The organism is Ruegeria aquimaris (assembly GCF_025751555.1).
GTDB lineage: Bacteria > Pseudomonadota > Alphaproteobacteria > Rhodobacterales > Rhodobacteraceae > Ruegeria_B > Ruegeria_B aquimaris.
Map to the genome: position 1 here is coordinate 57,579 of NZ_JAOWLB010000003.1, position 13,855 is coordinate 71,433.

The window sequence follows — 13,855 nt, forward strand, 5'->3', positions numbered from 1 at the left end:
CGGTCAGAGGCGCAGTTCGGCCACGAAATCGTAGGCATCGCCGCGATAGAGCGAGCGGGTGAGTTCTGCGACCCTCCCGCTGGCCAGATATGAGGTGCGTTCGATGGAAAGCCCCGCCGCGCCTTCGGGCACGTTCAACAGGTCGGCTTCGCGCGGTTCGAGATTGATGGCCGAGATCTTCTGGAGCGCCCGGACCGGGCGCTGCCCTCGCCGTTCGAGTACTTCGTAAAGCGAGGTGGTCACTTCCAGCGGATTGGGCAGAATGTCGAGCGGCAAAGAGGCGCGTTCAAGCGCTATCGGGCGCCCACCCGCCTCGCGCAGGCGGTAGATCCGGGCGACTTCGGCCCCTGCGTCAAGACCGAGCGCGTCGATCTCGCTGCGGGTTGCCAGAAAGACGCCGCGTTCCAGCCAGCGCGATGTCGTCTCCATGCCCCGCTGTGCCATATCCTCGGTGAAGGAGGTCAGGTGCGACAGGGATTGCTCCATCCGGCTCATCGGTTCGCGGACAAAGGAGCCGGACCCCTGGCGTTGCTCGATCAGCCCTTCGCGCACCAGCTCCTGGATCGCCTTTCTGACGGTGACTCGAGACAATTCGGTGATCTCGGCGATCTCGCGTTCGGGCGGCAGCGAGGAGTTGGGCGGCAGGATGCCACTTTCGATGCCGCGTTCCAGCCGCTGGCGCAGCTGGACATAGCGGGGGCCGCCGGTCTCGCCGAGCCATCCCTCGGGTCGCAGAAACTCGATCACGCTCATTGGGCGGCCTCCCTGGCAAAGTCCCTGGCCAGCGACAGGGCACCGGCCAGCGGTTCATCCACCGAAGCAGAGACGCAGGCCTGCATCGCGGCGGGCAGATAGGGTTCGAAATGCGGGCCGATGCCGCCGGTCAGGCAGATCGTCAGGCCGGGCGCCCAACCGATGGCGGGCAGGCTCTGCGCGATATCGCTGGCCCCATCGGCCATGATACGGCGGCCGAGCGCATCGCCCGCCGCCGCCTGCGCGGTCACCAAGGGGGCAAGCGCGCCGAAATCCTTCGGGTCTGCCGAGCCGGCAAACCGCACGATCCCCGCCGCGCCGTCAAACCGATCAAGCAGCGTCCGCGACAGCCCGGACGGGTTCAACCGCCCGTCGACCGCCCTGAGCGTGGCTTTCAGCGCCGCCCGCCCAATCCATTGCGCCGAGGCCTCGTCCCCCAGGACAGAACCCCAGCCGCCAGAGAACCGCATCGTCCCCGCGATGCGCGACCCAAAGAAGGATCCCGTGCCGCAATGTGCGATGACCCCGTCACGGTCGCCCAGAGCGCCGCGCAGCGCGGCGGGTCGATCATCCTCGATCCGAAGATGCGCGAAGGGCAGCGCCTGGCGCAGACGCTCCGCGATCTCGGGACCAGTGACGCCCGCAAGACCAACAAAGGCAGGCAGGGCCGAGAGCGCCTCTGCGCTCTCTCCCACCTTTGCGGCGAGGGCACCGACCCCTTCGATGATCTGGCACACGCCACCGTCGAAATCGGTGGACACATTGGCGGACCCGGTCTCGACCGAGACCACATCGCGGCCAGTCCAAAGCGCCAGCCGGCAGCGCGTGCCGCCACCATCGATGGCCATGACCCGGGTATGCAGCGATTCCGTCATGTAGATACCCTTATAATACCTATCGACCATTTGAAAGGCCATATAAATACCAAAATACTGTCTTTCCCACATTTTCGCAACGAATATAGGACCAAAACCCTCCAAATTATTTGTTCTGGACAAAAGGTATTATAATGGTATCTTATCTAGAGCATCTGGGGTGAATCACATGACTGCATTGGGCACAGAGGGGCTGCATGATCAGGCAAAGGGGCTCGACACCCTCCCCCTGACCGACGCGGCGACGATCCTGGCGGAGGGCCAGATCGCCGCAGCAGCCGTTCTGCGCGCCGCCGCCCCCGAAATCGCAGCAGCATCTGGCACTCTTGCAAAGACGATGCGGGCGGGCGGTGTCATCCACTATGTCGCTGCAGGATCATCCGGCCTGATGGCCGCCGCCGATGCGCTGGAGCTTGGCGGAACGTTTTCGATTCCGAGCGCCCAGATCCGCATTCACATGGCGGGCGGCATGCCGACCGGCGTCGAGCTGCCCGGCGAAACCGAGGACGATCTGTCCGGCCTTGACGAGAGGTTTTCGGCGCTTTCGGAGCGAGACACGGTGATTGCCGTCTCGGCCAGCGGTACGACGCCTTACACGCTTGAAGCGGCGCGGCTGTCCCGGGCGGCTGGGGCGACGATCGTCGGTATTGCCAATAACGCCGGTTCGGCCCTGCTCGACCTGGCTGATCACCCCATTCTTCTGGCCACGCCGCCCGAAGTCCTGTCCGGGTCCACCCGGATGGGCGCGGGCACGGCGCAAAAGATCGCCCTCAACATGCTGTCCACCCTCATGGCGATCAAGCTTGGCCATGTGCATGACGGCATGATGGTCAATCTGCGGGCTGATAACGCCAAGCTGCGCCTGCGCGCCGCTGGCATGGTGTCCCGCATTGCCGGTGTCGACGAAACGGCCGCCAGCGCCGCGCTGGACGCGACGCAAGGCCATGTAAAACCCGCCGTTCTGGTCTCGAAAGGGCAAACGCCCGAGACCGCCCAAGCCATTCTTCGCGAAACCGAAGGAAACCTTCGCGCCGCCCTCGGGCGGCTCGAACACAAAGACTCATAGGGAGGAAGACATGAACCGCAGCACATTGAAACTGGCCCTCTTGTCCACGACGCTCGTGGCGGGCATGGCCGATGCACAGGACGCCACGCTGATCATCGAAAGCTGGCGCAATGATGACCTGACCTTGTGGCAGGACAAGATCATTCCCGCCTTTGAGGCCGAGAACCCCGGCATCAAGGTGAAATTCACCCCTTCGGCACCGGCCGAATACAATGCCGTGCTGAACTCGAAACTCGATGCCGGATCGGCGGGCGACCTGATCACCTGCCGCCCGTTCGACGCCTCGCTGGCGCTGTATCAGGCCGGGCACCTGTCGGACCTCAGCGATCTGGACGCCATGTCGAACTTCTCGGACGTGGCCAAGTCCGCCTGGCAGACCGACGACGGTTCGGCCACCTTCTGCGTGCCGATGGCATCCGTGATCCACGGGTTCATCTACAACAAGGACGCCTTCGAAGAACTCGGCATCGAAGTGCCGACCACCGAGGCCGAGTTCTTTGCCGCGCTCGACAAGATCAAGGAAGACGGCAGCTATATCCCGATGGCCATGGGCACCAACGACCAGTGGGAAGCCGCGACCATGGGATACAACAACATCGGCCCGAATTACTGGAAGGGCGAAGAGGGGCGTCTGGCGCTGATCAAGGGCGAGCAGAAGCTGACCGACGAGGCCTGGGTCGCACCCTATGCCACGCTGGCACGCTGGGGCGCCTATCTTGGCGACGGGTACGAAGCGCAGACCTATCCCGACAGCCAGAACATCTTTACCCTTGGCCGTGCCGCGATCTATCCCGCCGGGTCCTGGGAGATTTCGGGTTTCAACACCCAGGCGACCTTCGAGATGGGCGCCTTCAAGCCGCCGGTCCAGAATGCCGGTGACACCTGCTATATCTCGGACCACACCGATATCGGCATCGGCATGAACACCGCATCCAGCAACCCCGAGGCGGCACGGACGTTCCTCGCCTGGGTCGCAAGCCCGGCCTTCGCCGAGATCTTTGGCAACGCCCTGCCCGGCTTCTTCCCGCTGTCGAAAACGCCGGTCGCGCTGGAAGACCCGCTGGCCAAGGAGTTCGCAAGCTGGCGCGACCAGTGCGAAAGCACGATCCGTTCGACATACCAGATCCTGTCGCGCGGCACGCCGAACCTTGAGAACGACACCTGGGGCGCCTCCGTCGCCGCCATCAAGGGCACCGCAACGCCCGAAGAGCTGGGCCAGAAGCTTCAGGCCGGGCTGGCCAGCTGGTACGAACCGCAGCAGTAACCTCCCGACGCTGCAATTTGTCCCGGGCGCAATTGTCCGCCCGGGACGCCTAGCCGGAGATCGACCCATGAACAAAGCCCGCATCCGCTGGCATATCCTCGTGTTCCTTGCACCAGCCGTCATCGTCTATACAGCCGTGATGATCTTTCCGCTGTTCAACACGTTGCGCCTGGCGCTTTACACGCGGATCGAGCAGGAGCGGGTCTTTGCCGGGCTCGACAATTTCCGCACGCTGTTCTTTGATCCGATCTGGGCCGAGCAGTTCTGGAATGCGCTTGGCAACAATTTCTGGTTCTTTCTGGTGCACATGCTGGTGCAGAACCCGATCGGGATCGCGCTGGCCGCGCTGCTCAGCCACCCGCGCCTGCGCTTTGCCGCGCTCTACCGCTCGGCCATCTTCATTCCCACGATCCTGTCTTTTGTGATCGTCGGTTTTGCCTGGAAACTGATCCTGTCGCCGATCTGGGGCATCGCGCCCTCGATGCTGGACGCGGTGGGGCTGAAATCGCTCTTTGCGCCATGGCTGGGCAAGGAGGAATATGCGCTGACGACGCTGGCGCTGATCTCGGTCTGGCAGTTCGTGGGTATTCCGATGATGCTGATCTATGCCGCGCTTCTGACCATCCCCGAGGAGATCCTGGAGGCGGGCGAGGTCGACGGCATCACCGGGATGTCGGCTTTCTGGAAGATCAAGCTGCCGCTGATCCTGCCCTCGATCGGGATCATCTCGATCCTGACATTTGTGGGGAACTTCAACGCGTTCGACCTGATCTATGCCGCCCAAGGGGCGCTGGCGGGTCCCGATTTCTCGACCGATATCCTCGGCACCTTCATGTATCGCACGTTCTTTGGCTTCCAGCTTCAGCTTGGCGACCCGCATATGGGGTCGGCCATCGCAGGCGCCATGTTCGCGATCATCCTCTTGGGGGTCTGCATCTATCTCTTCGGCATCCAGACGCGGATGCGCCGCTATCAGCTCTGAGGGCCCGGACATGAACAAGGCACGCTCAAATCCGCTCAATTCGGTGATGATGCACGGGGCGCTCATCCTCTACACGCTGATCGCGCTGTTCCCGGTTTTCGTGATCCTGATCAACAGCTTCAAGACCCGCAAGGCGATCTTTCGCGAGCCGCTGGCCCTGCCGGATGCGGACAGTTTTTCGACGATCGGCTACGAGACGGTGATGAAGCAGGGGGATTTCCTGCTCTACTTCCAGAACTCGATGATCGTCACGGTGGCCTCGATCTTCTTCGTGCTGCTGTTCGGCGCGATGGCGGCCTATGCGCTCAGCGAATACCGCTTTCGCGGCAACATGCTGATGGGGCTTTACCTGGCGCTTGGCATCATGATCCCGATCCGGATCGGGACGGTTGCGATCCTGGAAATGATGGTGGCGACCGGCCTGGTGAATACGCTCTGGGCCCTTATCCTGGTCTATACGGCGCAGGGCCTGCCGCTGGCGGTCTTTATCCTGAGCGAGTTCATGCGGCAGGTCTCGGATGATCTGAAGAACGCGGGCCGGATCGACGGGTTGAGCGAATACACGATTTTCTTCCGGCTCGTGCTGCCACTGGTGCGCCCGGCGATGGCGACGGTCGCTGTCTTCAACATGATCCCGATCTGGAACGACCTGTGGTTCCCGCTGATCCTGGCCCCGGCTGAGGAGACCAAGACGCTGACGCTGGGCAGCCAGGTATTCATCGGCCAGTTCGTGACCGATTGGAACGCGGTGCTGTCGGCGCTGTCGATGGCGATCCTGCCGGTGCTGATCCTCTATGTGATCTTCTCGCGCCAACTGATCCGGGGCATCACATCGGGGGCCGTGAAATGACGCGTGTGCTGATTGCAGGTCTGGGCAACATGGGGCTAAGCCATGCGCTGGCGCACCATGCCCATCCGGATGCCGAGATCGTGGCGCTGGTCAATCGCAGCGGGCGGGTGGACCATCCCGAGCTGGGTTCCTATCCGGTCTATGATGACTTCGCGACGGCGCTGGCCGAAACCGCGCCCGATCTGGCGGTGATCGCCACCTATACCGACACCCACGCCGATTACGCCATTGCCGCCATGGAGGCGGGGTGTCATGTGTTCGTGGAAAAACCGCTGGCCATGACCGTGGCCGAGGCGCGGCGCGTGGTCGATACCGCAGAGCGGACCGGTCGCAAGCTGGTCGTGGGATATATCCTGCGGCATCACCCCTCCTGGGTGCGCCTGATCGAAGAGGCGCGCGGTCTTGGCGGGCCTTATGTGTTCCGCCTGAACCTGAACCAGCAATCGACCGGCCCCGAATGGGAGACCCACAAGGCGCTGATGCAAACCACCTCGCCCATCGTCGATTGCGGCGTGCACTATGTCGATGTCATGTGTCAGATCACCGATGCGGCGCCGGTGCGGGTGCATGGCATCGGCCTGCGCCTGTCCGACGAGATTGCCCCGGACATGTACAACTACGGCCAGTTCCAGGTGACATTCGCCGATGGCTCTGTCGGCTGGTACGAAGCCGGTTGGGGCCCGATGATGTCGGAAACCGCGTTTTTCGTGAAGGATATCGTCAGCCCGCGCGGCGCGGTCTCGATCACCGATGGCAACAAGGGCGCATCCGCCGATATTGATGGCCACACCAAGGTCGGCGGCATCCTTGTCCATACGCTGACGGGCGACCGCACCATCGAGATGCCCGACGAGCCGGGTCATCAGCAGCTGTGCGATGCCGAACAGGCCTTCATGCTGCGCGCCATTGCCGAGGACATCGACCTGACCCGCCACATGAGCGACGCGGTGAACTCGCTCGGCATTTGTCTGGCCGCCGATGAAAGCATCCGCAGCGGCCAGACCATTTCGCTTGAGGAGATCCTGAAATGACCGCCTTGTCGCTGAAGAACGTGAACAAGTCCTTTGGGGATATCCATGTCCTGAAGGATATCAACATAGAGGTGGAGGAAGGCGAGTTCGTCGTCTTTGTCGGGCCATCGGGCTGCGGCAAGTCCACGCTGTTGCGGGTGATCGCGGGGCTGGAGGATGCGACCTCGGGCGAGATTCACATCGCGGGCAATCAGGTCAACCTGACGCCGCCGTCCAAGCGCGGCATCGCGATGGTGTTCCAGAGCTATGCGCTCTATCCCCACCTCAACGTGCGGGGCAACATGACACTGGCGCTGAAACAGGAAGGCCAGCCGAAAGCGGTTATCGCAGAGCGGGTGCAGAAAGCCGCGAACATGCTGGATCTGGGTCCCTACCTCGACCGCTATCCGTCCGAACTGAGCGGTGGCCAGCGTCAGCGGGTGGCCATCGGCCGGGCCATCGTGCGCGAACCCAAGCTGTTTCTGTTCGACGAACCGCTGTCGAACCTCGATGCGGCACTGCGCATGAACACGCGGATCGAGATCGCGAACCTGCACAGCCAGCTGGGCGCCTCGATGATCTATGTCACCCATGACCAGACCGAGGCGATGACGCTGGCCGACAAGATCGTCGTTCTGCGCGATGGCCGGGTCGAGCAGATCGGCAGCCCGATGGAGCTCTACAACAACCCCGCCAATCAGTTTGTTGCGGGGTTCCTCGGCGCGCCGTCGATGAATTTCTTTCCTGCCGAACTGTTGGGCGCGGGCGGTGAGCGCACAATGGGTATCCGGCCCGAGGATCTGTTCATCGCCGAGGATGGCCCGCTTTCGGTACAGGTTCGCCATGTCGAGCATCTGGGCGGCGATACGAATGTCATCGCCCGTCTCGACGGCCATCAGATCACCGCACGGCTCTTTGGCCAGCATCAGGTGGCCGAGGGCGAAAACCTGCGGCTGGGGTTCAAGCCGGAAAGCACCTATGCGTTCGACCGCGAAGGCCAGCGTTTGCGTTAGAGAACAAAACCGTAGACCAGGACCCAGACCGTCAGCAGGCAGGCCGTGACCAGGAAGTAGCCGCCGTTCCATTTCAGCCCGACATGCAGCGCGCTGACGTTTGCAAAGGCCCCGATCAGCAGGGTTGTCGCCGTAAAGGGCGAGGTTGCCCCGCTGAGCGCCCAGCCAGAGGCGATGGCAATCACCAATGCGGAGGGTGCCACGCCGAGGGTCTCGGGCGCCGGGATGAGCGGCGCGATCAGCGTCACCGCGAGGATGGGGTTCATGCCGATCTGCCCGAGAAGCGGTATCATCCACACCAGCATCGCCAGCACGAGCCACGGCGGCAACACCCCCATGTCGAAACCCGCGGCTCTTACCATCGGTTGCAGCAGGGGCGCCCCGACCGTCCCGATGTAGCCCGCCATCATCAGCAGAACGATCTCTCCGCGATAGGCTGGCAGTTCCTTGCCAAGAAAGCGACGCGCGCGCAGGCGTAGTGAGGTCTCGGGACCCGCGCTGCGGTGCTGAAGCCCCGCCCAGGCGATGGCAATCGTGGGAACAGCGAGCATCACCACGCCGACCACGCGGACATCCAGCCAGGCATGAAACCCCAGTACCGTCACCGCCAGCAACGCCAGCAGCACGAAGAGCGGCGCAAGCAGCGCCCAGGACCCTTCGACGGGCGCACGTTTGGGCGGGTTCGCCAGTCTCGGTTTGAAGATGATGTCCATCGCCCACCCGGTCAGCAGGATGATCGCCGCCGATCCCAACCCGGGCACGACCGACGTGGCCCAAGAGGCGCCGGGGACAACCGCCGTGGTGATCGCCATCGCAAAGGCCAGAGGCGACCAGGGCAGCGACGAGATGAACCCGCGCTGGATCGCAAGCAGCATCCGGCGGGTCCGTAGCGACCGGATCAGCGGGTCGGCCTCGGACCGCGCCGATTGCGCCGCGAGACCGCCCAGAAGGGAGATGGAGCCGTAGTTGATCAGCAAGGCAAAGAGGTGACCGCCCACTGTCAGCGCGGCGTATCTGCGCCCCGGTGGCTGACTGGCAAGAAATCGGCCCGTGCGTTGCAACGCGGGGGAGGTCTCGGCCACATTTCGCAAGGTCGACAGCGCCGTAAAGAACGCCGCGATAAAGGCTGCCTTATCCAGACCGTCGAGCGACAGGCGCAGCCAATCCTGACCCGCCGCGGCAAGCCAGACCGACAGCGCGATCCCGGTGACAATGAACGCCTTGCGCGTGGCACGCACACGTGACCCAAGCAGAAGCAGGATGGCAAGCGCAACGCCCTGGATCAGCAGGGGCGGCACATCCACCCCCCATTCCCGGAAGCCAAAACCAAGGGTGAGCAAAACCAGCAAAACAGCGGCCGCGCTGTCGAGTATTCGTGAAATCATCATGGGCAATCCAGCCGGGCGGGGTGCAGGCGTGCGTTCACCCAGCTTACCGGCTTCTTCCACCGCGCCAAGGTGGAAAAGACCGGCTCGTTCGAACCCTGGCCAAAGGCGTGATCCTGTGCGGGTGCTGTCCGGGGCCGAAGTATCCCAAGCCTGCGGCCAAAAGCGCCTCGAACCCGGCCATGCCTCGATCATGGAATGGAACACCAGACAAGGTTTGACTTGCAAATGCAGCATGGGTCAACCTGCAACCGGGTTAACAAGGGGTCGCTGCATGGATTGCCATTCGAACCACAGCGTCTTTCTGCGTTCGGACGGGTCTCTGGCCTGCTGGGACGATGCGGGCAGCAGGTTGACGCTCAGCGCGTTCGATCCTGACAAGGACTATTCCAGGGACGTTGTTTTTGGCCCCGTTTTCAAGGAAATTCGGAGCAAGCTCGCCCGCGAGGAGATGCCCTTTCCAGACTATTGCGGCGATTGCCTGATCCTGGCCAGCGGCGCCTGTTTCAACCCCGAATGGCAAAGGCGCAAGGAACTCCTGATCTTTCAGGTGGAACCCTCCATCGCCTGTACGCTCGAATGTCCGGGCTGCATGACCTTTGCCGAGAGACGATTACGCCACGGGCGCGCCGGGCATCTCGATATCGCGATATTCGAAAAATACCTGGCCGATTTCAAGGCGGACGGGGTTTCGATCCGGACCATCGACTTTCAAGGCCATGGGGAACCCCTGCTGAACCGCAATGTTTGGAAGATGGCGGGCCTGGCGAAATCCTACTTCCCGGACGCCAATATCTCGATGTGCACGAATGCGCACGGCACCTATGACCCCGCTCAGGTGCATTCTGGCATAGACGAGGTGATGTTCGCCATCGACGGCGTTGACCAAGAGAGTTTCGAAACCTACCGGGTCCGGGGGAGTTTCGACCGGGCCTATGGGTTCATGAAATCCTTCTGCCAGGGCGCCATCGCCGAGGGACGACCGATCGGAACCATCTGGAAGTACATCCTGTTCGACTGCAACAACAGCCCCGCGCAATTGATCCGCGCGCAAGAACTAGCCGCAGAGGCAGGGGTTCAGGAACTCTTGTTCATCAACACCCAGCTTGGCCTGAAATCCTCGAGAATCCTGTCTCTGGAAGATATTCCCAGGGTCGACACCGGCGTGAAGCTGCGGATATCGGACTATCTGTCGAACTTCCACGATACCTTGCACAGCATCGACAGGGCCCGCGCCGCCTTGATGCGGGGGAACACTGAGAAGGCGGCGGCGCAACTCTTGTTCGCCACGAACATGATCCGCCGTCGATTCGAATGTATCGAAACGGGCGACCGGGTGCCCGCTGAGTATCAGGCCCTTGTCTATGAAATCCTCGATCTGGCGAAACACGAAGTGATCGACGCTGGAACGCGGCAGACGATCCGGGGCGCATTGCATGCCGTCCATGACAAGCTTGACCTTGGCCTTCCGGGTGCCAAGGACCTGTTGATCGCCTGGAAGACGGACGAGATCGCGCGTCTTGCGGACCGGATGGGTCGGCGCCCCAGGCGCGGCCCCGTCTCGCTGGCCAGATCGCTGGTGGAAAGCGGGCTTCGCCTGTATGAGCGCAAGACCGACCAACGCCTGATGGAGGCGCGGAACCTGATTATCTGGTGGAAGTCGAAAGAGGTGATCCGGCTGGCGGCACGGCTGGATCGGACACCCCAGCCAGACGTTTCGGTCATGTGAACGTCTGTTTGCGCGAAACCCGCCTGACGTTGCGGCGGCGATATGCAACCATTTTGCATGAGCAGAATCAGCCTCGAACAAATCCGTGCCTTCCTTCAGGTCGTGCGATTGGGTGGCGTCGGCAAGGCGGCCGAGGGTATGCACCTGACGCAACCGGCCGTGACGGCGCGGATCCGCAACCTTGAACAGACGGTGGGAGCCGAATTGTTCGACCGGACCGGCGGCGGCATGCGACTGACCAAGCGCGGCGAGATGCTGGTCAGCCATGCCGAGCGGTTCGAGCATCTCTATGGCCTGCTGGAGCGCGACGTCATCGCACCCGAGAGCATCGAGGGGCGGCTGCGGCTGGGGGTCTCGGAAACGGTTGCCCAATGCTGGCTGGCCGAACTGGTCGCCCGGCTGCACGCGGTCTATCCCCGGCTGGAAATCGAGTTCAACGTCGATGTCTCCATCAATCTGCGCAATGCGCTTCTGAACCGTTCAGTCGATCTCGCGATCCTGCTGGGGCCGGTTTCCGAGTATTCGGTCGAGAATGTCGAGTTGCCCGGGTTCGATCTGGCCTGGTACGTGTCCTGCCGGGCGGAGCGGTGCGACGATCCTTCGCTGTACCTGCATCGCCCGATCCTGGCCTATGCTCGCAACACCCGCCCGTTCCGCGAGTTGCGCGAGATGCTGTTCGAACGGATAGGTCCGGACGTCTCGATGTTTCCCTCGTCGTCACTCTCTACCTGTTTCCGACTGGTCGAGGACAATCTGGGCGTCGCCGCCCTGCCCCAGGCGCTGGGGCGGGAGTATGTCGAAACGGGCCGCATTCGCGAATTCGATCCCGGCTGGATACCACCGCCCTTGCGGTTTACCGCCTCTTACCTGGCGGAGCCGAAAAGCAAGATGGTCGAGACCGCCGCCGGACTGGCACAAGAGGTCGCCGAGCGGTTCGCTCTGTCATAAAATTTGTTTATCAATTTTTGCCAAAATTATGAATTTGCCGCTATGGGATAGTTTTGCCACCCTTTGACAAAGGGAGGCGACAAGGTGACCACAGACCACGAAAGACTGCGGCGCGCGGAAACAGCCGAGGTGCGGAGCGAGATACGGGCAGGCCGATATCGCGCCCATACGGCCGGGCTGGGGCTGGGGTTTCTGCAAACCAACCTCGCCATTCTGCCCGCGGCGTTTGCGCTTGATTTCATGCGATATTGCCAGCGCAATCCCAAGCCCTGCCCGCTAGTCGGTGTCTCGGACACCGGCAACCCGATGATGTTCACGCTGGGGCGCGATATCGACATCCGCACCGACGTGCCTGCCTATAACATCTACCGCGAGGGTCGTCTGGATCACAGCACCCCGAGCATCGAAGACACCTGGCGCGCGGATATGGTGGCCTTTGCGCTCGGCTGTTCCTTTACCTTTGAACGGGCGCTGATCGAGGCGGGCATCCCGGTCTGGCATATCGACAATGACAGGACCGTGCCGATGTTCCGCTCGAACATCGACACGGTTCCCGCCGGTCCGTTCAGCGGCAAGATGGTGGTCAGCATGCGCGGCATAGCCGCCGACCGGGTCGCCGACGCCATCGAAATCTCGCGCCGCTATCCGCTGGCGCATGGCGCGCCGGTGCATGCCGGAGATCCGGACGCGATCGGCATATCGGATATCGCGCGGCCGGACTGGGGCGATCCGGCCCCGATCGGCGAAGGACTGGTGCCCGTGTTCTGGGCCTGCGGCGTGACCCCGCAGGTCGCGATCGAAACGGCGGCGATCCCGCTTTGCATCACCCACAAGCCGGGTCACATGCTGATCACCGACATTCCCGAGGACGCCGAGGTTCCGGTACTTCGTCCAACCTCTTGACCACAAACCAATGATAACCAAGAACAACATGGAGACACTCATGAAAAAGACACTCACATTCCTGGCCGCAACCACCATGCTGGCGGCCCCTGCCCTGGCCGAGGATCTTTCGGTTGTCGGCAGCTGGTCCGGACTGCCTCTTCATAAGCAGTTCGAAGCCCCGTTCTGGAACGAGACGCTGCCCGCGGCGTCGGGCGGACAGATCAACGTGGCGCTCACCACTCATAACCAGATGAACCTGGGCGTCGGCGACGTGTTCCGTCTGCTGGGCGATGGTGTCTATGACGTGGCGATGACGGTGGCCGATTACGCCGTTGCGGACGCGCCGGAACTGGAAGGGCTGGATGTGCCGCTGCTGGCGCTGACGGCGGACGAGGCGCGCGCCATGGTCGATGCCGCGCGCCCGATGGTCGAGGACATCTATAACGCCCGCTTCAACAGCCATGTCCTGGCCATCGCGCCCTATCCGCCGCAGGTTGTGTTCTGCAACGCCGAGATCAACGGTCTGGACGATCTCAAGGGCAAGAAGGTGCGCGGGTCGGGCCGGATGACGACCCTGTTCCTCGAAGCGCTTGGCGCCGAAGGGGTGAATGTCAGCTTCTCCGAAGTGCCGGGCGCCTTGCAAAAAGGCGTCGTCGACTGCGCCATCACCGGCGCCGGGTCAGGCTACTCCGCCGGATGGTGGGAGGTCTCGACCCATCTGCTGCCGATCCCGCTGGGCGGCTGGGACAGTGTCGTGACCGCGATCAACCTCGACAAGTGGAACAGCCTGGGCGCCGATACGCAGGAACTGATCGCGGCACAGGTTGCCAGCGAATTCGAGGCGCCGGCCTGGGCCGATGCGCAGGGCGCGCTGGAAAACGACATCGCCTGCCTGACCGGCAATGGCGACTGCGCCTCGGGCGACAAACGCGGCATGACTCTGGTAGAGGTATCGGATGCCGATTTCGCCAAGGCGCGCGAGGTGCTGGTCTCCAAGGTCCTGCCCGACTGGGCCGAACGCGCGGGCGGCGACTGGGCCGAACGCTGGAACGCATCGGTCGGTGAGACCGTCGGCGTGAAGATCGGCGGCTGAGC

General features: G+C 62.8%; 13 protein-coding genes. 10 read left to right on the forward strand and 3 right to left on the reverse strand.

What is annotated here, in order from left to right:
- Positions 1–3 precede the first annotated feature (3 nt).
- Both OE747_RS05445 and OE747_RS05450 read right to left on the reverse strand, forming a co-directional pair.
- Positions 4–753 (reverse strand): GntR family transcriptional regulator, encoded by a 750-nt coding sequence (locus OE747_RS05445; protein WP_263827594.1) that lies wholly within the window; start codon positions 751–753, stop codon positions 4–6.
- On the reverse strand, positions 750–1,628 hold the full coding sequence (locus OE747_RS05450; protein WP_263827595.1) for a BadF/BadG/BcrA/BcrD ATPase family protein: 879 nt from the start codon (positions 1,626–1,628) through the stop codon (positions 750–752). Before OE747_RS05450 ends, OE747_RS05445 begins: the two co-directional genes overlap by 4 nt.
- A 169-nt stretch (positions 1,629–1,797) precedes the next feature.
- Here OE747_RS05450 and OE747_RS05455 point away from each other — a divergent pair, with 169 nt between their 5' ends.
- The 6 genes from OE747_RS05455 to OE747_RS05480 all read left to right on the forward strand — a co-directional run bounded on the left by OE747_RS05455 (position 1,798) and on the right by OE747_RS05480 (position 7,813).
- Positions 1,798–2,694 (forward strand): N-acetylmuramic acid 6-phosphate etherase, encoded by an 897-nt coding sequence (locus OE747_RS05455; RefSeq protein ID WP_263827596.1) that lies wholly within the window; start codon positions 1,798–1,800, stop codon positions 2,692–2,694.
- 10 nt (positions 2,695–2,704) lie between these two features.
- The gene (locus OE747_RS05460; RefSeq protein WP_263827597.1) at positions 2,705–3,958 is read left to right on the forward strand and encodes an ABC transporter substrate-binding protein; all 1,254 of its coding nucleotides are present in this window, start codon (positions 2,705–2,707) and stop codon (positions 3,956–3,958) included.
- Between the two features lie 67 nt (positions 3,959–4,025).
- Positions 4,026–4,940, forward strand: a complete 915-nt coding sequence (locus tag OE747_RS05465; protein ID WP_263827598.1) for a carbohydrate ABC transporter permease — start codon at positions 4,026–4,028, stop codon at positions 4,938–4,940.
- 10 nt (positions 4,941–4,950) lie between these two features.
- Positions 4,951–5,790: a carbohydrate ABC transporter permease gene (locus OE747_RS05470; protein WP_263827599.1), complete on the forward strand. Its 840-nt coding sequence runs from the start codon at positions 4,951–4,953 to the stop codon at positions 5,788–5,790.
- Positions 5,787–6,821 carry a Gfo/Idh/MocA family protein gene (locus OE747_RS05475; RefSeq protein WP_263827600.1) on the forward strand — a complete coding sequence of 345 codons (1,035 nt, stop codon included), beginning with the start codon at positions 5,787–5,789 and terminating at the stop codon, positions 6,819–6,821. The genes OE747_RS05470 and OE747_RS05475 overlap by 4 nt, the downstream gene beginning before the upstream one ends.
- A complete protein-coding gene (locus tag OE747_RS05480; RefSeq protein ID WP_263827601.1) occupies positions 6,818–7,813 on the forward strand; it encodes an ABC transporter ATP-binding protein in 996 nt (331 codons plus the stop codon). Before OE747_RS05475 ends, OE747_RS05480 begins: the two co-directional genes overlap by 4 nt.
- Here the strand turns inward: OE747_RS05480 and OE747_RS05485 are convergent.
- Positions 7,810–9,201, reverse strand: coding sequence for a hypothetical protein (locus tag OE747_RS05485; protein ID WP_263827602.1), 1,392 nt, complete (start codon positions 9,199–9,201; stop codon positions 7,810–7,812). The two genes, OE747_RS05480 and OE747_RS05485, sit on opposite strands and share 4 nt — an antisense overlap.
- Before the next feature lie 232 nt (positions 9,202–9,433).
- Here OE747_RS05485 and OE747_RS05490 point away from each other — a divergent pair, with 232 nt between their 5' ends.
- The 4 genes from OE747_RS05490 (at position 9,434) to OE747_RS05505 (ending at position 13,853) form a co-directional block, all read left to right on the forward strand.
- Positions 9,434–10,927: a radical SAM protein gene (locus OE747_RS05490; RefSeq protein WP_263827603.1), complete on the forward strand. Its 1,494-nt coding sequence runs from the start codon at positions 9,434–9,436 to the stop codon at positions 10,925–10,927.
- Positions 10,928–10,984: 57 nt separating this feature from the next.
- The gene (locus OE747_RS05495; RefSeq protein WP_263827604.1) at positions 10,985–11,875 is read left to right on the forward strand and encodes a LysR family transcriptional regulator; all 891 of its coding nucleotides are present in this window, start codon (positions 10,985–10,987) and stop codon (positions 11,873–11,875) included.
- A gap of 84 nt (positions 11,876–11,959) precedes the next feature.
- Positions 11,960–12,778, forward strand: coding sequence for a putative hydro-lyase (locus tag OE747_RS05500; RefSeq protein ID WP_263827605.1), 819 nt, complete (start codon positions 11,960–11,962; stop codon positions 12,776–12,778).
- Between the two features lie 40 nt (positions 12,779–12,818).
- Positions 12,819–13,853, forward strand: a complete 1,035-nt coding sequence (locus OE747_RS05505) for a TRAP transporter substrate-binding protein (protein WP_263827606.1) — start codon at positions 12,819–12,821, stop codon at positions 13,851–13,853.
- Positions 13,854–13,855: the final 2 nt, after the last annotated feature.